Raw genomic sequence first — 17,285 nt, 5'->3', positions numbered from 1 at the left:
GGCTTCATGGCTCAGCAACGCGACGAAGTCGACCAGATCGTCGACGCCTGGCGACGTGAGCGCGCCGACCTGGATGTCGAGCCGCTGCAGGTGCTTTCGCGGGTCTCACGGCTGGCGCGACTGCTCGACCAGGCACGCGGCCGGGCGTTCGCCGACCACGGCCTCGAGGGCTGGGAGTTCGACGTGCTGTCGGCACTGCGGCGCGTCGGGCCGCCCTACGAGCTGTCGCCGGGAGCGCTCGTGCAGCAGACGCTCGTGACCAGCGGCACCATGACCAACCGGGTCGACCGGCTGGAGGGCCGGGACTTCGTGCAGCGCCGACCCGCGCCCAATGACCGTCGCGGCGTGCTCGTGCGGCTGACCGCCACCGGCCGCGCGGTGGTCGACGACGCGATGGTCGAGTTGCTCGACCACGAGCGCGAGCTGCTGTCGCACCTGCCGGCCCGTGACCGATCGTCGGTCGCGTCGGCGCTCCGGACGCTGCTGGCCGCGGTCGAATCACCTTCTGACGTCTGACTTTTCGACCTACTCGACCAGCTCGGCTGCTGCCATCCACTGCTCCTCGAGCGTCTCGCGCTGCTGGTGGATCTCCCGCAGCTGGGAGTCGAGCTCCACCGCGCGACCGTGATCGGAGGCAGACTCGATGAGTGCGTCGTGCAACTTCGCCTCCTGGTCGGCGAGCTTCGCCAGCGACCGCTCGACCCGGGCCATCGCCTTGCGGGCCTCCCGCTGCTCCGCAGCCGTGTATGACGGGGCTCCCTCTCCACCGGCACCCGCACCGGGGGCCGCCCCGGCGCCCGCCCCTGCGCCCGCACCGGGAGCCGCCGCCACCTTCGCCGCACCCGAGCGCGCTGCGGCAGTGGCGGTCGCGGATCGCCGCACCTGCTCACGCAATTCGAGGTATTGCTCCACTCCCCCTGGCAGGTCGCGCAACCGGCCGTCACCGAGCAACGCAACCTGCCGGTCGCACATCCGCTCAAGCAGATAACGGTCATGGGACACCACCACGAGCGTTCCGGCCCAGCCGTCGAGCACGTCCTCCAGCGAGGTCAGTGTCTCGATGTCGAGGTCGTTGGTCGGCTCGTCGAGCAGCAGGACGTTGGGTTCGCGCATCAGCAGCCGGAGCAGCTGCAGCCGCCGGCGCTCGCCACCGGACAGGTCGCTGACGCGGGTCTGCTGTCGCGGGCCGGAGAAGCCGAGCCGTTTGGCCAGCTGCGACGCCGACACCTCCTTGCCGCCGAGCATGATGAAACTGCGCACGTCGGTGATCGCGTCGATGACCCGCATGCCCGCGACCTCTTCGAGCTCGCGCACTTCCTGGGTGAGGAACGCCAGCTCGACCGTGCGGCCCTGCTTGCGCTTGCCGGCGCTGAGCGGCTGGCTGCCCTCGATCGCACGCAGCACCGTCGACTTACCGGCGCCGTTGACACCGACGATGCCGGCGCGTTCGCCGGGCGCGAGTCGCCAGGTCTGCCGATCGAGAATCTCCTTGTCCCCCACCGTGATCGACGCGTCGATGAGGTCGATGACGTCCTTGCCGAGTCGAGTGGTGGCAAAGCGCACCAGCTCGACCTCGTCACGCGGCTCGGGCTCGCCCTTGATGAGCTCGTTGGCCGCCTCGATGCGGAAACGGGGCTTGGACGTGCGGGCCGGTGCGCCGCGACGCAGCCAGGCCAGCTCCTTGCGCAGGAGGTTCTGCCGGCGGTCCTCAGTCGCCGCGGCGATGCGGGCGCGTTCGTTCTTGGCGAGCACGTATGCCGCGTAGCCCCCGTCATACTGCTCGACGCGACCGTCGACGACCTCCCAGGTCTGCAATGCGACAGCGTCGAGGAACCACCGGTCGTGGGTGATGGTGAGAAACGCGTTGTCCGGCCGGGAGCGCCGTTGCACGAGGTGGTCGGCGAGCCACTGCACGCCCTCCACGTCGAGGTGGTTGGTCGGCTCGTCGAGCAGGAGCAGGTCCGGGTCGTCGATCAGCAGGCGTGCCAAGGCGATGCGGCGACGCTCGCCACCGGACTTGGTGCCGACGACCGCGTCAGGTCCGCCGATCGAGGTGAAGCCGACACCGCCGAGCAGGCCCGAGAGCACGTCCCGGATCCGCGGGTCGCCGGCCCACTCGTGCTCGGCGCGGTCGCCGAGCACCGCCTGGTGCACGGTCGACGTCGGGTCGAGCCGGTCGTCCTGGCTGAGCAGGCCGATGGTGAGGCCGCCGACGCGGGTGACGCGACCGCTGTCGACCTCCTGCGACCCGGCGAGCACGCGCATCAGGGTGGACTTGCCGCCGCCGTTGCGGCCGACGATGCCGATGCGGTCGCCGGTGCCGATCCCGAGGGACACGTCGTCGAGCACCTGGTTGGTGCCGAGGGCGAGCGAGATGCTTTCGGCGGCAAGCAGATTGGGCATCAGACCATTATCCTTCGCGGCGGTTGTCAGCGGCGACGCACGTCGTGCACGACGTGCGCGCCGTGCACCGGACCGGAAGCACCGACGACCTCGTCGGCGATGTTGCCGGCGGTGAGCGACACCATGAGGTTGAGCGCCTCGGACCGGTCACCGCAGAGGAAGGCGACCGTGGGGCCGGACCCGGAGACGATGGCGCCGAGCGCACCCTCGTCGAGCCCGGCGGCGATGGTGTCCCGCAGCCGCGGCATCAGCGAGCAGGCGGCCGGCTGCAGGTCGTTGTGCAGGTTGTCGGCGAGCGCGTCAACGTCCCCTGCCCGGAGCGCGGCCATCATGCCGGAGCTCGGCTCCGGCTCGGCCACCGGCTCCCCACCGCGCAGCCGGTCGCACTCGGCGTAGACCGCCGGCGTCGACAAGCCCTCGTGATGCAGCGCGAAGACCCACTCGAAGGTGCCCTTGGCAAGCACCGGCACCAGCTGCTCGCCGCGGCCGGAACCGATCGCGGTGCCGCCGTGCAGTGCGAAGGGCACGTCGCTGCCGAGCTCGGCGGCGAGCTCGTGCAGCTCGCGCGGGCTGAAGCCGGTGTCCCAGAGTGCGTCGACCGCGACCAGCGCGGCGGCCGCGTCGGCCGAACCCCCCGCCATACCTCCGGCGACCGGGATGGCCTTGGCGATCTCGATCGCGACGTGTTCGTCGGTGCCGACGCGCTCGGCAATCAGGCGAGCCGCGCGCATCGCGAGGTTGTCCGCGTTGTCAGGGACCGCGTCGGCATACGCGCCGGTTGTCACCACCGACGACTTCATGGCCGGGCGCACCGTCACGTCGTCGACGAGGTCGACGGCGTGGAAAACCGTTGAGAGTGAATGGAACCCGTCGTCGCGCAGCGGTCCGACGCGCAACTCAAGATTGACCTTGGCCGGCACGCGCACGGTGACCGCAGTCTCGGTGGGGGCTCCCATGTCCGCCACCCTAATCCGCCCTGTGCTCGGCGACGGCAGCGAACTGCGCAATGGTCAATCGCTCGCCACGCAGCGCGGGATCGACGCCTGCCGCCCGGAGTGCCTGCTCGGCGGCCGCCGGCGATCCGGCCCAGCCGGCCAACGCGGCGCGCAAGGTCTTGCGGCGTGCGGCGAACGCCGCGTCGACGCAGGCGAATACCTCCGCGTGCGAGGCGGTCGTGACGGGAGGGGCGTGCCGCACGAGCTCGACCAGGCCGGAGTCGACATTGGGGGCGGGCCAGAACACATTGCGGCCGACGCGGTCGGCGAGACGGACGTCGGCGAACCAGGCGGCCTTCGCGCTCGGCACGCCGTACACCTTGCTGCCAGGTTTTGCGGCGAGGCGTTCGGCGACCTCGAGCTGGACCATCACCAGCACTCGTTCGATGCTGGGGAAACGCTCGAGGAACGACAGCACGACCGGCACCGACACGTTGTAGGGCAGATTCGCGACCAGGGCAGTCGGCTGCGGGTCGGGCAGCGCGGTGACCGTGAGGGCGTCCTGCTGCAGCACGGCCAGCCGGGCCGCAGCCTCTGGTGCGAGCTCGGCGACGGTCTGCGGCAACTGTGCCGCGAGTCTCGGGTCGACCTCGACCGCGGTGACGTGGCCTGCGGCATACAGCAGGGCAAGAGTGAGCGAGCCGAGGCCCGGCCCGACCTCGACGACGCTGTCCCCCGGCCCGACCTGCGCGAGGCGCACGATCTTGCGGACCGTGTTGGGATCGATGACGAAGTTCTGCCCCCACTGCTTGGTGGGACGGATGTCGAGCCGGGCTGCCAGCTCACGCACCCGCGGGGCGGTCAACAGACCAGTGTCGGCGTCGTTCGTCACGACGCCGACACTAATCGGAACCGTCAGGCAGCGCTCGCGCACTGCCACGGGCTGAGCCCGCGGGAGGCGAACACCTTGTTCGCGATGGTGATCTGCTGCTCGCGGGTCGCCAGGTCGGCACGCGCGGCGAACTGGCCGCCGCCTGCGCCCAGCCAGGTGCCGATGTCAAACTGCAGGCCGCCGAAGTAGCCGTTGCCGGTGTTGATGTGCCAGTTGCCGGTCGACTCGCACATCGCGATGCGGTCCCACATGCCGGCGCGGGACAGATCCAGGCCGGCGTTCGAGGCCGAACGCGGCTTGGGCGTGGTGCGCGGGGCCTTCGCCGGCTGCACCTTCTTGGCCGGAGCCACGCGGTTCGGCGTGACCTTCTTCGGCGTGACCTTCTTCGGCGTCGCCTTCGGGGCGGCGGCGCGCGGCGTGAGCGTCGCGCGGGCCTGGTCACGGGACACGCCACCGGCGGTCGCGCGAGTGGTGGTCTTCGCCGGCGTCTTCTTCGGCGTGGCCGAGGTGGTCGACGGCTTGGGGGCGGCGGAGCTGCTGGTGCTGGTCGGCGCCGCGGTCGAGGAGGTCTGCGGCTTCAGCTGCATGGCGGCCTGGGCGCCGGACGTGCTCGAGCCACCGCCACAGGCGGTGAGGGCTCCGAGCGCGACGGCGGCACCGGTCGCAGCGAGCGCACTGGTCTTGGTGATGCGGTAGGTCAAGGGGTCTCCGATGTCGTGCCGTCCCTCGAGCGGCAGGGACGCACGGCAGCACCGACGGACGAACACATCACGGGTGGGATCTGCGTGGGCGTGACCGGCTGTGCCTGGTCCGCCGGGCCGGTGACGACATCGATCACGACATCGACGTCGATTGGGTACGGCCCCATCCGAAAGCGGCCACTCTCGGGCTGAACGTTATCCACGGTGAAGCACAAGACCTACTTTGGTCAAATTTTGGTAACGATAGATGGATCACAGGGTGTCGTGACCGCGGTTACCAGGTGCGCCTCGTCAGGACCAGGGGCCGTAGATCCGCTCGCTGTTGTCGGAGAGCGCACGACACAGCGTCGGCACGTCGGTGGTCAACACCCCCGCCATCGCCCGCACCGTCAACGGCACGAGGTATGGCGCGTTGGTCGCGCCCCGGTGCGGCGCCGGGGTGAGGTAGGGCGCGTCGGTCTCGACCAGCAGATGGTCGAGCGGGGTGACCGCGAGCGCGTCGCGCAGATTGCGGGCGTTCTTGAAGGTCACGGTGCCGGCGAAGGACAGGTAGTAGCCCTTCTCCACACAGCGGCGGGCGAGCTCGGCATCACCCGAGAAGCAGTGCATCACCGTGGATTCCGGCGCGCCCTCCTCGTCGAGGATGCGCATGACGTCGTCATGCGCGTCACGATCGTGGATCTGCAGCGCCTTGCCCGTGCGCTTCGCGAGGTCGATGTGCCAACGAAACGAATCCTGTTGTGCGGCAACGCCTTCCGGCCCGGCCCGGAAGTAGTCGAGACCGGTCTCGCCGATCACCCGGACCCTGGGATGGGCTGCCAGTTGCTCGATCTGCCCCCAGGCGGCGTCGAGGTCGCCGCGCTCGGCGTGCTTCGGCGCCTCGTTGGGGTGGATCGCCACACCACCGAGCATCTGCGGGTGCCGGTCGACCTGCTCGACGGTGAAACGGGCGCCGGGCAGGTCGCAACCGATCTGGACGACACGATCGACCCCGACCGCGGCGGCATCGGCGAGCGCGGCAGTGACATCCGGCGGCATACCCCCGTCCCGAGCGATGTCGAGGTGGGTGTGATTGTCGACGACCGGCAGCGGCAGCGGGTCGGGCGCGGGCGGGCGCTCACCCGCGCGGGAGTCCTGGTGGCCCTTACTCACGAGCGCATCCCCGGACAAAAGCCCACGCAAAAGTCGACCCTCGGCATACGAACACGCCGACGATCCGCGCGGACACGGCGCGTTGCTATGCCGAGGGTCGACTTTTGCCGGGTCACGCGTCGTGCCCGAAGGGGTCGGCCGGGTCGATCGCGTCCAGCTTGGCGAAGATCGGCGTCGGCTTGGCGACCGGAACCCCGACGGTCACCGGTCGAGACTCCCAGCGTGGGGTGCCCGAGTATTCGCCGGTGATGATCGGATACGCGCGGCTGTCGTCGTCCAGGTCGCGCACCTGCTCGATCTGCGGCATCGGCATGAATTGCGTTGTCGCACCGAAGGTTTGCGCCACCTGGTTGGAGCTGTGCGGCAGGAATGGCGCGAGCATCGTGTTGAGATCGCCGACCGCCTGGGCCAGGGTGTGCAGCACGGTCCCGAGCCGCTCCCGCTGGTCGTCACCCTTGAGCCGGAACGGTTCGGTGTCGGTGACGTACTTGTTCGCCAGCCGCACCAGTCGCATCGCCTCGGCGAGCGCGGCCTTCTGGCGCTGTGTCTCGAGCAGCGCGCCGACCGCGCCGAATCCCGCACGCACGGCGGCGAGCAACTCCTCATCGACCGGCTCCAGCGCGGCCGGCTCCGGGATCTGCCCGAAATTCTTGGCGATCATCGACGCGGTGCGGTTGACCAGGTTGCCCCACCCGGCGACGAGCTCGTTGTTGTTGCGGGTGACGAACTCCTCCCAGGTGAAGTCGCTGTCCTGGGTTTCCGGGCCGGCCGCGCAGATGAAGTAGCGCAGCGCGTCCGCGCCATACGTCGCGATCATGTCCTTGACATAGATGACGTTGCCGCGCGAGGTGGAGAACTGCGCACCGGCCAGGTTGAGGAAGCCGGAGGCAACCACTTCGGTCGGCAGGTTGAGCTCACCGAACGCGCCGGGCTCGCCGCCCTTGTCGCCCAGGCCCCGGTAGCCCAGCAGCTCGGCCGGCCAGATCTGCGCGTGGAAGGTGACGTTGTCCTTGCCCTGGAAGTAATAGGACAGCGCGGTCGGGTCGTTCCACCAGTCGCGCCAGCGATCGGGCTCGCCGAGGCGGCGGGCCCATTCGATGGCCGCCGACAGGTAGCCGATGACGGCGTCGAACCACACGTAGAACCGTTTGGTCTCCCACCCGTCGACGGGGATCGGGATGCCCCAGTCGATGTCGCGCGTCATCGCGCGCGGATGCATGTCGTTGGCGATGCCCTTGGCGAAGTTGATCACGCCCGGCCGCCAGGTGCCGGCGGTGTCGACCTCGTCCAGCCACTGCTGCAGCGCACCGGCGAGCGCGGGCAGGTCGAGGAAGAAGTGCTGGGTCTCGATGAACTCCGGCACCTCGCCGTTGATCTTGGAGTGCGGGTTGATCAGATCGGCCGGGTCGAGCTGGTTGCCGCAGTTGTCGCATTGGTCGCCGCGCGCCTCGGGATAGCCGCAGATCGGGCAGGTGCCCTCGAGGAATCGGTCGGGCAAAGTGCGGCCGGTCGAGGGGCTGATCGCCGTCGTGGTGGTCTGCTCGATCATGTAGCCGTTGGCCCGGATCTGGGTGAAGAGGTCCTGCACCACCCGGTAGTGGTTGCGGGTCGTGGTGCGGGTGAACAGGTCGTAGGACAGGCCGAGGTCGGTCAGGTCCTGCACGATCACCGCGTTGTACTTGTCGACCGTCTCCTGCACGGTCGCACCCTCCTGCTCGGCGAGCACCAGGATCGGGGTGCCGTGCTCGTCGGTGCCGCTGACCATCAGCACGTCGTGGCCGGCCATCCGCATGTAGCGGCTGAAAACGTCTGCGGGGACCCCGAATCCGGCCACGTGGCCGATGTGGCGAGGCCCGTTGGTATAGGGCCATGCGACTGCTGAGAGCACCTTCATGGTGCTTCATCCTAGGTGTGCTCGATCGGCGCGGTCGCGCGAGTTACCGCGGCTCCCGTCATACCGTATGGCGGGAGTGCCCGCGAGCAAGCGGGCCCGGAGACGACAAGGAGGTCGCGATGTTCGCTGTGCTCACCGGCGCAGGCCTTTCCGCCGCGGCCGGACTCAATGCCTACATCCCGTTCCTGATCGTCGCGCTGATCGCGCGCTTCACCGACGTGATCAACCTGCCCGGCGGCTGGCAGTGGATCGAGTCGTGGTGGGCAATCGGCATCTGCACGCTGCTGCTGATCAGCGAGGTGGTGCTCGACAAGATCCCTGCGGTCGACAGTGTCAACGACCTGATCGGCACCGTGGTGCGACCCGCGACCGGCGGCATCATCTCCGCCGCGACCCAATCGGCCGGCGCGCTCGACAACTCCTCGTTCCTGCGCGATCACGAGTGGATAGCGGTCGTCGGCGGCATCGTGATCGCGGGGGTGGTGCACGCGGGGAAGGCCACCGCACGGCCGGCAATCAACCTCGGCACAGTGGGTTTCGGCGCACCGATCGTCTCGACTGTCGAGGACGCGTCGTCGGTCAGTCTCTCCCTGATCGCGATCTTCATCCCGGTGCTGGTGATCGTCGCGCTGATCGTGCTCGCCTGGGGCGGCTTCGTTTTCGTGCGCCGGATGCGCTCCTTCGCACGTCGGAGACGGTATGCCGAGAACACCTCCTGACCCGCGCCGGCCGGGCCTGCTCGGCACACCTGGACAGAAGATCGTTGCCGTCCTGCTCCTCGCGGTGGTGCTGTATGCCGGGCTCTACTGGTGGCAGAGCAGGCAGCGCTCCGGCCCGGAGCGGCCGGCGATGGCCTCTGCGACGGTCCTCCGGGAGGCGCCCGCAGCCGACGGTCGCAGCACGCTGACCGTCCGCTACCGCGTCGACGGCAAGCAGCACGAGACGACCAAAGACGTTGCCACGGCTGCGTTTACCGCTCAGGGCAAGGTCGTGTGGGTCTGCTTCAAACCGTCCGACCCGAGCAACGCCGACCTGCGCCTGCCCGAGGACGAGCTCTGCGGTCAGCGCTGAGCGCCGACCACCCGGTCAACAAGCTGCTGCTCGATCCCCAACTCTGCCAATACTTCCCGGGTGTCGGCACCTGCCGGGCGCGGCGCGGTGTGCACGACGGCGGGAGTGCGATGCAGGCTGATCGGGTTGGCGATGCCCCGGTAGTCGTCGCGCTCGACGACCAGCCCGCGTTCTTTCACGTGGTCGTCGGTCAGCGCCTCGCCGACGTCGTTCACCGGTGACGCGGGCACGCCAACGTCCAGCAGTTGCTTGGTCAGCTCGAGCCGGCCGAAGTCACCCACCCGCTCGGTCAGGAGCGCACGCAACTGACGAACGTGCTTGACCCGCAACGGATTGGACGCGAAGCGCGGATCGTCGGCCAACTCCGGGAGGCCGAGCACGGCGAGTAGCTTGCGAAACTGCGTGTCGTTGCCGGCACTGATGAAGAGGTCACCGTCGGCGGCCGGGAAGGCGTCGTACGGCGCGATGCTCGGATGCGCCGAGCCCGAACGCACCGGCAGCGTCCCGTCGGCAAGGTAGGCGGCCGAATGCGGGTGCAACAGATTGACCGCAGTGTCGAGCAGACTGCAGTCGACCACCTGCCCGCGACCGGAGACGTCCCGCTCGCGAAGTGCCAGCAACACTCCGCTGAAGGCGAGCATGCCGGTGGCCATGTCGACGACCGGCACCCCGACCCGCAGCGCGGGCCCGGTTGCCTCGCCGTTGACGCTCATCAGCCCGCTGTACGCCTGGGCGACCGCGTCATACCCGGGCTTGCCGCCCATCGGGCCGTCGAGCCCGAATCCGGTGACGCGGCAGTGCACCAGGCGGGGGTATGACGCCTGCAGTTCCTCGTCGGGCAGGCCCCACTTCGCGAGCGTCCCGGCCCGGAAGTTTTCGATGAGCACGTCGCTGTCGGCGAGGAGACGACGCAGCACCGCGCGCCCGTCGTCGCTGCGCAGGTCGAGCACGATGTTGCGCTTGTTGCGGTTGAGCGCGGCGTAGTAGGAGCTGGTGTGCTCATCGACGAAAGGCGGTCCCCACGTGCGGGTTTCGTCCCCGGCCGGTGGCTCGACCTTGATCACGTCGGCACCGTGGTCGGCCAGCATCTGCGAGCAGAGCGGCCCGGCGAGCACCCGCGACAGGTCGAGCACCCGCAGCCCGGTGAGCGCCTGATCGGTCATTCGTGTCGCCTTTCGCTGGTCAGTAGGACTTGGGCAGTCCCAGCACGTGCTGGGCGATGTAGTTCATCGCCATCTCCTGGCTGACCGGAGCCAGCCGCAGGATGCGTGCCTCGCGAAAATATCGCTCCACGTGATACTCGCGCGCATAGCCCATGCCGCCGTGTGTCTGGATCGCCTGATCCGCGGCGGTGAAGCCGGCGTCGGCACACAGCCACTTGGCCATGTTGGCCTCACGTCCACAGGGCAGCCCCTGGTCGTAGCGCCAGGCCGCCTGGCGCGCCATGAGCTCCGCGGCGTCCAGCCGGGTCGCTGCCTCCGCGAGCGGAAAGGCCACACCCTGGTTCTGCCCGATCGGCCGGCCGAAGACCACTCGCTCCTTGGCGTAGCGCGTCGCGCGCTCGAGCGCGGCCCGGCCAAGCCCCAGCGCCTCGTGCGCGAGCAGGATGCGCTCCGGGTTCAGTCCGTCGAGCAGGTAGCGAAAACCCTCGCCCTCATTACCGATTCGCGCGGACTCCGGCACCTCGAGGTCGTCGAACACCACCTCGTATGACGCCACGGCGTTGCGACCCATCTTGGGGATCAGCGTCAGCTGCACCTGCGGTGAGTCGAGGTCGACCAGGAAGAGAGTCATGCCGGCCGTGCGGTGCGACTCGTCGCGCGGCGCGGTGCGGGTGATCAGCACCATCTTCTGGGAGTCACCGGCCTTGGTGATCCACACCTTGCGGCCACGGATGCGGTAGCCGTCGGCGGTGCGATGCGCGAACGTCGAGATGTTGGTGGTGTCGGTGCCGGCATCGGGCTCGGTGACCCCAAAACACACGTGCAGCGACCCGTCGGCCGCCCGCGGCAGCACCTCTTGCCGCAGTTGCTCGCTGCCGTGCTTCACGATCGTGTTGAGCCCGAAGATCGTCAGGTGCATCGTGGAGCAGCCGTTCATCCCGGCGCCCGACGCGGAGACCTCCTGCAGCAGCAGCGAGGCCTCGAGGATGCCGAGGCCTCCCCCGCCATACTCGGTCGGTATGGCGATGCCGAGCCATCCCCCGTCGGCGAACGATCGGTAGAAATCCCAAGGGAATTCGCCGTTGGAGTCGCGCTCGGCCCAGTAGTCGTCCGGGAAGCTGCGCGCGAGATCGCGGGCGCCCTGCTGCAGGGCGCGTTGGTCGTCGGTGAGTGCGAAGTCCATCAGCGATCATCTTGCCCGAGCAGCGATCGCCACCCGTCGGCGAACCCCGTCGGGGTCGGTGCCGCGTCGACCATCCGCAACAGGATGTAGCCCGGTAATGAGGAGTGCACCACGCGTGCCAGGTCGCCGGTGTCGGCCTTCGGGTCCAGACGACCGTCGGCCTGCATTCTGCCGACGATGACCTCCCATTCCTTGATCACAGTCTGCAGCCGGCCCTTGATCAGCCGCCGAGAGGCTTGGCTCTTGGCGGCGTCGCCCCAGCTGAGCAGGATCATCACGCTGAGGTCGCCATCAGGGCTCTGCGCCAGGCGTTCGATCTCATCGGTGAGGGTCTTCATCAGCGCCGGAATGTCCGGCAGCTCGTCGGCCACCGCAAAGCCATGGAGCAGCCCGACGATCTCGTCCAGCTGCGAATCCACAATCGCCGCAACAAGATCCGCCTTGCCCGCGAAGTATCCGTAGACCGCGCCTGCAGACAAGCCCGACTCACGGATCACCTGAGCCATCGTCATCCCGTCCAGGCCGGAGCGTATGGCGCAGCGCGTGCCGGCCCGGACAATCTGGTCCCGGCGTTGGGCACGACGTTCTTCGGAAATGCGAGGCACGCCGCAACCATACAGAACGAACATTCTGTTTGACAGGAGGCGCGAACCCGAGGACGCTGGCAGTACAAAAAGAATGAACATTCGTTTTGGAGGCAGACATGACCAGCACCTCGCCGCGCCACGCGGCCACCCCTGACGGTCGTCGCGGCGTGGGCCTCGTGCTCGCGCTGGCCACCGGCCTCAGCGCCCTCCTCGCTCTCTTCGCCTGGCCAGCGGTGAACAGCGCACCCCGCGATCTCCCCATCGTGATCAGTGGCCCACCAGCCGCCACGGAGGGAGTGAAAGCCGCTCTCCAACAACACAATCCGGGTGCGTTCGAGGTCACCGTCGTTTCCGACGAAACCGCTGCGACCCAGCGGATCACCGATCACGACGCTTACGGTGCCTTCGTGCTCACGGGCAACAACGTCGAGGTGCTCACCGCATCGGCACGCTCATCGACCGTCGCGCAATTGTTGAGCCAAGCGGGCGCGGGCATCGCGCGCGCCGGCCACCTGCCAGCGACGACCCGCGACGTCGTACCGGCCCCGGCGGACGACCCGCACGGCATCGGCATCGGGGTGTCGATGCTGCCGATCGCCCTGGGCTCGGTCATCTGCGCCGCCGCCTCGACCTTCCTGATCCGCCGCCGGCGCGACCGCACTTTGGTGGCAACCGGATTCGCGATCGCGGGTGGTTTCGCCATGACGGCTCTGCTGCAGTTCTGGCTCGGCACACTCGACGGCAACTACCTGGCGAACAGTGGCGTGGTCTCCCTCGGGATCGGCGCGGTCTCGATGATGATCCTCGGCCTGGAGAGCCTCATCGGCCCGGCGGGCATCGGTGCCGGCGTGCTGTTGATGATGATCACCGGCAACGCGCTGTCCGGCGCGACGAGCGCGCCGGAGATGCTGCCCACCGGCTGGGGCGCGGCCGGTCAGCTGCTGCCGGTCGGCGCCACCAACAGCGCGTTGCGTTCCGTGGCGTTCTTCGACGGCCATGGTGCGCTCGCACCGCTGATAGTCACCGGGTGCTGGTTGCTCGTCGGCCTCGGCCTGCAGCTGGCCGCATTCCTGCGCCGCCGGCGCGCTGCGGGCGACACCGGCACGGTGGGCACCGCCCCGACCGACGCGGCACCCCGCCACCAACTGGCCGCCGTCTGATCGAGCGGCCCACGCAGGCATCGAGGGGTACCCGAAATACGGGCGGATTCGGGTACCCCTCGGTGTGGTGCCGGTCGATGCGGGTTGTCCGCAGATGCGGGTGTCGGGCGGGTGCTACGCGTCAGCCGGCGTGCGCGAACATCTGGCCGATCAACTCCTCGGACTCGCGCAGGCCGTCGTCGCTCGGCTTCTCGTGCTGTTTGAAGACGCGCTCCTGCTGCTTGGCGCGCATCGCCAGGTGAGCCTGCGCCGGAATGTCGTAGCCGTACTTGGCCTGCGCCTCGCGCGGCGTCATCGTGATCGGGTTCTTGGCCGGCAGGCCGAGGACCGCGGGCGCACCCGTCTCCATCGCATCGGGAGCGAGCATGCCCATCAACAGCATTCGCGCATTGAGCGACTTCGCCAGCACCAGGTGGATCAGCTTGGTCGGAGCCAGCACGGCCGCGTCCATCAGCGCGCTCTGGTGCACGTCGCCGAGCGCCCGCATGTGCTTCGGGTAGGTGGAGACGACCGCCTTGCTCAGGATGCGGATGACCGGCATCAGCGACGCGCGCTTCCACTTCTCCAGGTCCGGCGGCAGCGCGACGTCCAGATGCAGGATGAAGTCGATCATGTCCTGGGCGTCCTCCGAGCCGGCGAGCCGCGGACGCCACGCGTCGAAGTAGGCACGCACCGCCTCGCGGTCGCGCGGCACGTCGGCCGGGTCGATGGTCTGCAACTCTGCGGCACGGGCGCACTCCTGCCAGTACTGCAACTCCTCGGCCGCGCTCAGCTTGCCGGGGCCGAACTTCTCGTAGCAGTAGAGAATCGAGTGCCAGGCGGTGATGTGGATCCACAGCTGCGAGGAGGGGTCGTTGGCGTCATACGTCCCGCCGGTGACCGGGTCGTGGCCGATCGCCTTGGAGTGCACCTTCACCAGGATGTCCGCGGCCTTCGCGGTCGGTTCGGTGGCGCCGAACGCGACCATCGAGAAGTAGCGCATGGTGCGTGCGTAGCGGGTGTGCGGCCGAGCCTTCACGCCTCCGGACTGCACGACCGAGGCGGCCAGATTGGGGTCGAAGTGCTCGATCGTCACCGACCGCGCGAAACCCAGGATGTAGGACGTCGGGTGGCCCCAGACCTTCCAACTCACTGAGTCAGGGCCGAAGAAGCCGTAGTCGGCGGCCGGCTCGAACTGTGCGGCCAACTGCTTACGAGTCTTGAGGAACACGAGGTCTCCTTGGGCGATCAGATTATTACTACACTGGTGTAGATTCAAAGCTACACCAGTGAAGTATGTTTTGACCATGGCTTCCAACGCTTCGGGCTCTCGGCGCAGGTACGCAGCTCGTATGCCCGTGCAGGACCGCCGCGAGCAGTTGCAGGATGCCGCGCTGCAGGTCCTGCTGCGCGAGGGTTATGCCCGGCTCAACGTCGACGCGATCGCCCGGGAGGCGGGGGTCACCCGACCCGTGGTCTACAGCGCGTATGGCGGGCTCGCTCCGCTGCTCGATGCGCTGCTCGACCGCACCCAGCAGCGAGCACTCACCACCATGGTCACGCTGATGGGAAAGGCGCCCGATGACGATCTCGACGGGTGGCTGGTGCATCTGGTCAGTGGATTGCTCGAAGCGGCCCGCACCGAGCCCGAGGTATGGCGCCCGGTGCTCGACCTGGTGCACGGCACGCCGGAGAACGTACGCGAGCGCATCGAGGAAACCCGCGAACTCATCCGGTCGACACTCGAGCAGCGACTGGCCGACGGGCTGCGTGACCGCGGGACACCCGACGTCGAACCCGAGGTGCTGTCGCAGGTGTTGCTGGTGGCCGGTGAGCAGTTCGCCCGGCTGGTGATCACCGACCCCGACCGCTACCCGCCGGAGCGGTTGGTCGCCAATCTGCGCGGTGTGCTCGCCTCGATCCACGCGTCGGGTGCCGTCAGCACGTCGGCGTAATCACCTGTGTGCTGGGCAGTTTCACGAGCGTGACGATGCCGCGGCGCCAGACCTCGGTGCCTTCGCGCACCAGGCGCCTACGGGCACAGACCGGCACCTGATAGGTCCAACGCGCCTTGTCGGTGAACATCACGTAGTCGACCCGCGGCCGCTGGTCCGGCCGCAACGAGTAGACGTCGTAACGCGGCACCAGGTAGGGCCCGACGTCCATCTGGGTGGCGACCTTCGCACCCTTCGGCAGGTGGTCCCCCGCGAGCGAGCGGATATCCCGCACGACCGGTGCGGTGCGAACGGTGGAGCTCGGGGTGACCGCGCGCTGTTGCAGCTCGGCAATGCCGAGGGCGAGGCTCGCGACAGTGGCGATCGCGACCACCACGCCGCCGCGAGAACGCAGCCGGGGCAGTCCCTTTCGGCATACATCGACGAAGGCGAGCAACCCGATCGGCCACAGCACCAGGTCGTAGTGGAAGTCGAGCGCCCAGTAGTGGATGTTCGACGATGCGGCTCGCCACAGCAGCGTCGGTATGGCGAGCAGCGTCAGCTTGGAGCGCACCCCGATGCCGAGCGCGGTCACGACGTACATCAGCACCGGCAGCAGGCGCTGCGGGCTGAGGCTGTGGTCCTCCGGCACCGGCAGCTTGTTGCTGGAGCCGATGCCGAAATAGGCCAGGTAGCCGGTGCCGCTGCCGGGTGCGAACGCACCGAGCACCAGCATCGCGACGATCACCCCGGCGACGCCGAGCCCGGCCAGGATCAGCGGGCGTCGCCACCCGTCGCCGCGGTGCATCCACCACCAGCACGCGCCGGCCGCGAAGACCGTCAGCCCCATGTCCTCCTTGGTCAGCAACAGCCACACCGAGGCCGCGACCGCCCAGCCGAATCGGTGTTGCAACAGCGCAATGCACAACACTGCCAACGCAATTGCCGCATAAGCGACCTCGTGCACGTCGAACATCGCGGTGGTGAGCACCGCCCGCGACATCAGCCCGACGACCGCCACGAACAACGCCAGTCGCAGCCCGGCCACCTGTCGCGTGTAGGCGACGATCACCCCGAGTCCGGCTGCGAGCAGGACCGCCTGCGTGATCAGCAGCGTCGGCGGTGTCGGCCAGAAGTGCCACAGCACGCCCCAGGAGGCGAGCAGCGGGCTGAAGTGGTCGCCGAGCAGCGACAGGCCGCGGATGTGCGACTCCGGCCACTGCCCGCGCGACCACGCGTCGGCCCCCTGGGCGAAGATGCCGAGGTCGTAGTTGGCACTGTTGCCGGCCCGCCAGCGGCCGATCGCGAGCAGTGCGTAGAAGACTGCCGCGACGACCGCGACCGACGCGCCGAGCCCGACCGCCGACCGGCGGTCGGGGCTAACGCGCGGCGAGAGCTGCGTCATACAACTGCTTCTTGGAAAGGCCTGTCTCCGCTGCGATTTCGGCACAGACGGTCTTCAGCCGCTCCCCCGCAGCCACCCGCTGCTGTATGGCGGGAAGCACGTCCTCCACGGTGCTGCTGATCGCCGGTGCACCCGCGACCACCACGGTGATCTCGCCGCGCGCACCTTCGGCGGCCCAGTCCGCCAACTCCGCGAGTCCGCCGCGGCGGACCTCCTCGTAGGTCTTGGTCAGTTCCCGGCAGACGGCGGCGGCGCGATCGGCCCCGAAGGCCTCCGCCATCGCCGCGAGCGCCTCGGCGAGCCGGTGCGGGGCCTCGAAGAAGACCATGGTGCGCTTCTCGTCGGCCAGCCCGGCGAGCCGTCGCGAGCGTTCACCGGCCTTGCGTGGCAGGAATCCCTCGAAGCAGAAGCGGTCGACCGGCAGGCCCGACACCGCGAGCGCCATCAGCACCGCCGACGGACCGGGCACGCAGGTCACCCGCACGCCGGCCGCGACCGCGGCGGTGACCAGGCGGTAACCGGGATCGGACACCGACGGCATACCCGCGTCGGTGACCAGCACCACCCGGTCGCCGCTGCGCAGCCGGTCGACGAGCTCGGCGGTGCGGGACTGCTCGTTGTGCTCGTGATAGCTGGTCACGCCGCCGCGCGGGGCGACCTCGAGGTCGTCGAGCAACCGGCGCAGCCGGCGAGTGTCCTCTGCGGCGATCAGATCCGCGTCCGCCAGCTCGATCGCCAGCCGCGGCGCCGCGTCCCGCGGATCGCCGATCGGCGTCGCCGCCAGCACGAGCACTCCCATCGCCACGCCCGGCAGTCTCGCACGGCG

Annotated in this window: 17 protein-coding genes; 5 read left to right on the top strand and 12 right to left on the bottom strand. The window is 69.0% G+C overall.

Annotation, left to right across the window (positions count from 1 at the left end; all coding sequences use genetic code 11):
- Window positions 1-6: 6 nt before the first annotated feature.
- Entirely contained in the window at window positions 7-516 is a 510-nt protein-coding gene (locus tag N2M23_RS05200) for a MarR family winged helix-turn-helix transcriptional regulator (RefSeq protein WP_265443796.1), read from the top strand.
- Between the two features lie 9 nt (window positions 517-525).
- Here N2M23_RS05200 and N2M23_RS05195 read toward each other — a convergent pair whose 3' ends face one another.
- The 6 genes from N2M23_RS05195 to metG all read right to left on the bottom strand — a co-directional run bounded on the left by N2M23_RS05195 (window position 526) and on the right by metG (window position 7,977).
- On the bottom strand, window positions 526-2,403 hold the full coding sequence (locus tag N2M23_RS05195; protein WP_265443794.1) for an ABC-F family ATP-binding cassette domain-containing protein: 1,878 nt from the start codon (window positions 2,401-2,403) through the stop codon (window positions 526-528).
- Window positions 2,404-2,429: 26 nt separating this feature from the next.
- Complete coding sequence (locus tag N2M23_RS05190; protein WP_265443792.1) at window positions 2,430-3,359, bottom strand: 4-(cytidine 5'-diphospho)-2-C-methyl-D-erythritol kinase; 930 nt, start codon at window positions 3,357-3,359, stop codon at window positions 2,430-2,432.
- A gap of 10 nt (window positions 3,360-3,369) precedes the next feature.
- Window positions 3,370-4,230 carry a 16S rRNA (adenine(1518)-N(6)/adenine(1519)-N(6))-dimethyltransferase RsmA gene (gene rsmA / locus N2M23_RS05185; RefSeq protein WP_265443791.1) on the bottom strand — a complete coding sequence of 287 codons (861 nt, stop codon included), beginning with the start codon at window positions 4,228-4,230 and terminating at the stop codon, window positions 3,370-3,372.
- 23 nt (window positions 4,231-4,253) lie between these two features.
- Window positions 4,254-4,931: a transglycosylase family protein gene (locus N2M23_RS21110; RefSeq protein WP_425270180.1), complete on the bottom strand. Its 678-nt coding sequence runs from the start codon at window positions 4,929-4,931 to the stop codon at window positions 4,254-4,256.
- Between the two features lie 291 nt (window positions 4,932-5,222).
- A complete protein-coding gene (locus tag N2M23_RS05175) occupies window positions 5,223-6,083 on the bottom strand; it encodes a TatD family hydrolase (RefSeq protein ID WP_265443790.1) in 861 nt (286 codons plus the stop codon).
- 112 nt (window positions 6,084-6,195) lie between these two features.
- Window positions 6,196-7,977 (bottom strand): methionine--tRNA ligase, encoded by a 1,782-nt coding sequence (metG, locus tag N2M23_RS05170; RefSeq protein ID WP_265443789.1) that lies wholly within the window; start codon window positions 7,975-7,977, stop codon window positions 6,196-6,198.
- A gap of 119 nt (window positions 7,978-8,096) precedes the next feature.
- Between metG and N2M23_RS05165 the strand changes: the two genes are divergently transcribed.
- Both N2M23_RS05165 and N2M23_RS05160 read left to right on the top strand, forming a co-directional pair.
- Window positions 8,097-8,696 carry a DUF4126 domain-containing protein gene (locus N2M23_RS05165; protein WP_265443788.1) on the top strand — a complete coding sequence of 200 codons (600 nt, stop codon included), beginning with the start codon at window positions 8,097-8,099 and terminating at the stop codon, window positions 8,694-8,696.
- Window positions 8,677-9,048 (top strand): DUF3592 domain-containing protein, encoded by a 372-nt coding sequence (locus N2M23_RS05160; RefSeq protein WP_265443787.1) that lies wholly within the window; start codon window positions 8,677-8,679, stop codon window positions 9,046-9,048. Before N2M23_RS05165 ends, N2M23_RS05160 begins: the two co-directional genes overlap by 20 nt.
- Here N2M23_RS05160 and N2M23_RS05155 read toward each other — a convergent pair.
- Genes N2M23_RS05155 through N2M23_RS05145 form a run of 3 tightly spaced genes read right to left on the bottom strand, consistent with a single transcriptional unit; the run spans window position 9,039 to window position 11,999 of the window.
- A complete protein-coding gene (locus N2M23_RS05155; RefSeq protein ID WP_265443785.1) occupies window positions 9,039-10,211 on the bottom strand; it encodes a CaiB/BaiF CoA transferase family protein in 1,173 nt (390 codons plus the stop codon). The two genes, N2M23_RS05160 and N2M23_RS05155, sit on opposite strands and share 10 nt — an antisense overlap.
- A gap of 19 nt (window positions 10,212-10,230) precedes the next feature.
- Window positions 10,231-11,394, bottom strand: coding sequence for an acyl-CoA dehydrogenase family protein (locus N2M23_RS05150; protein WP_265443784.1), 1,164 nt, complete (start codon window positions 11,392-11,394; stop codon window positions 10,231-10,233).
- Window positions 11,394-11,999 carry a TetR/AcrR family transcriptional regulator gene (locus N2M23_RS05145; RefSeq protein ID WP_265443783.1) on the bottom strand — a complete coding sequence of 202 codons (606 nt, stop codon included), beginning with the start codon at window positions 11,997-11,999 and terminating at the stop codon, window positions 11,394-11,396. Before N2M23_RS05145 ends, N2M23_RS05150 begins: the two co-directional genes overlap by 1 nt.
- Window positions 12,000-12,097: 98 nt before the next feature.
- Here N2M23_RS05145 and N2M23_RS05140 point away from each other — a divergent pair, with 98 nt between their 5' ends.
- Window positions 12,098-13,141 (top strand): hypothetical protein, encoded by a 1,044-nt coding sequence (locus tag N2M23_RS05140; protein WP_265443781.1) that lies wholly within the window; start codon window positions 12,098-12,100, stop codon window positions 13,139-13,141.
- A 121-nt stretch (window positions 13,142-13,262) separates the two neighbouring features.
- On the opposite strand, the gene N2M23_RS05135 is transcribed toward N2M23_RS05140, so the two are convergent.
- A complete protein-coding gene (locus tag N2M23_RS05135; RefSeq protein WP_265443779.1) occupies window positions 13,263-14,351 on the bottom strand; it encodes an oxygenase MpaB family protein in 1,089 nt (362 codons plus the stop codon).
- Between the two features lie 121 nt (window positions 14,352-14,472).
- On the opposite strand from N2M23_RS05135, the gene N2M23_RS05130 reads away from it, so the two are divergent.
- On the top strand, window positions 14,473-15,075 hold the full coding sequence (locus tag N2M23_RS05130) for a TetR/AcrR family transcriptional regulator (protein WP_265443777.1): 603 nt from the start codon (window positions 14,473-14,475) through the stop codon (window positions 15,073-15,075).
- Here the strand turns inward: N2M23_RS05130 and N2M23_RS05125 are convergent.
- Both N2M23_RS05125 and rsmI read right to left on the bottom strand, forming a co-directional pair.
- A complete protein-coding gene (locus tag N2M23_RS05125) occupies window positions 15,059-16,459 on the bottom strand; it encodes a DUF2079 domain-containing protein (protein ID WP_265443775.1) in 1,401 nt (466 codons plus the stop codon). The genes N2M23_RS05130 and N2M23_RS05125 overlap by 17 nt on opposite strands.
- Window positions 16,434-17,258: a 16S rRNA (cytidine(1402)-2'-O)-methyltransferase gene (rsmI, locus tag N2M23_RS05120; protein WP_265443903.1), complete on the bottom strand. Its 825-nt coding sequence runs from the start codon at window positions 17,256-17,258 to the stop codon at window positions 16,434-16,436. The genes N2M23_RS05125 and rsmI overlap by 26 nt, the downstream gene beginning before the upstream one ends.
- Between the last annotated feature and the right edge of the window lie 27 nt (window positions 17,259-17,285).

The sequence above is a fragment of the Flexivirga meconopsidis genome (genome assembly GCF_026162425.1).
Lineage (GTDB): Bacteria > Actinomycetota > Actinomycetes > Actinomycetales > Dermatophilaceae > Flexivirga > Flexivirga meconopsidis.
This window is presented reverse-complemented; position numbering and strand designations above follow the sequence as displayed.

What these genes read in the sequence shown, in the direction of transcription:
- rsmI (WP_265443903.1), bottom strand. Translation starts at nt 17,258, where the DNA reads ATGGGAGTGCTCGTGCTGGCGGCGACGCCGATCGGCGATCCGCGGGAC.
- N2M23_RS05125 (WP_265443775.1), bottom strand. Translation starts at nt 16,459, where the DNA reads ATGACGCAGCTCTCGCCGCGCGTTAGCCCCGACCGCCGGTCGGCGGTC.
- N2M23_RS05165 (WP_265443788.1), top strand. Translation starts at nt 8,097, where the DNA reads ATGTTCGCTGTGCTCACCGGCGCAGGCCTTTCCGCCGCGGCCGGACTC.
- N2M23_RS05200 (WP_265443796.1), top strand. Translation starts at nt 7, where the DNA reads ATGGCTCAGCAACGCGACGAAGTCGACCAGATCGTCGACGCCTGGCGA.
- N2M23_RS05190 (WP_265443792.1), bottom strand. Translation starts at nt 3,359, where the DNA reads ATGGGAGCCCCCACCGAGACTGCGGTCACCGTGCGCGTGCCGGCCAAG.
- N2M23_RS05130 (WP_265443777.1), top strand. Translation starts at nt 14,473, where the DNA reads ATGCCCGTGCAGGACCGCCGCGAGCAGTTGCAGGATGCCGCGCTGCAG.
- N2M23_RS05195 (WP_265443794.1), bottom strand. Translation starts at nt 2,403, where the DNA reads ATGCCCAATCTGCTTGCCGCCGAAAGCATCTCGCTCGCCCTCGGCACC.
- N2M23_RS05150 (WP_265443784.1), bottom strand. Translation starts at nt 11,394, where the DNA reads ATGGACTTCGCACTCACCGACGACCAACGCGCCCTGCAGCAGGGCGCC.
- metG (WP_265443789.1), bottom strand. Translation starts at nt 7,977, where the DNA reads ATGAAGGTGCTCTCAGCAGTCGCATGGCCCTATACCAACGGGCCTCGC.
- N2M23_RS05155 (WP_265443785.1), bottom strand. Translation starts at nt 10,211, where the DNA reads ATGACCGATCAGGCGCTCACCGGGCTGCGGGTGCTCGACCTGTCGCGG.
- N2M23_RS05160 (WP_265443787.1), top strand. Translation starts at nt 8,677, where the DNA reads ATGCCGAGAACACCTCCTGACCCGCGCCGGCCGGGCCTGCTCGGCACA.
- N2M23_RS05140 (WP_265443781.1), top strand. Translation starts at nt 12,098, where the DNA reads ATGACCAGCACCTCGCCGCGCCACGCGGCCACCCCTGACGGTCGTCGC.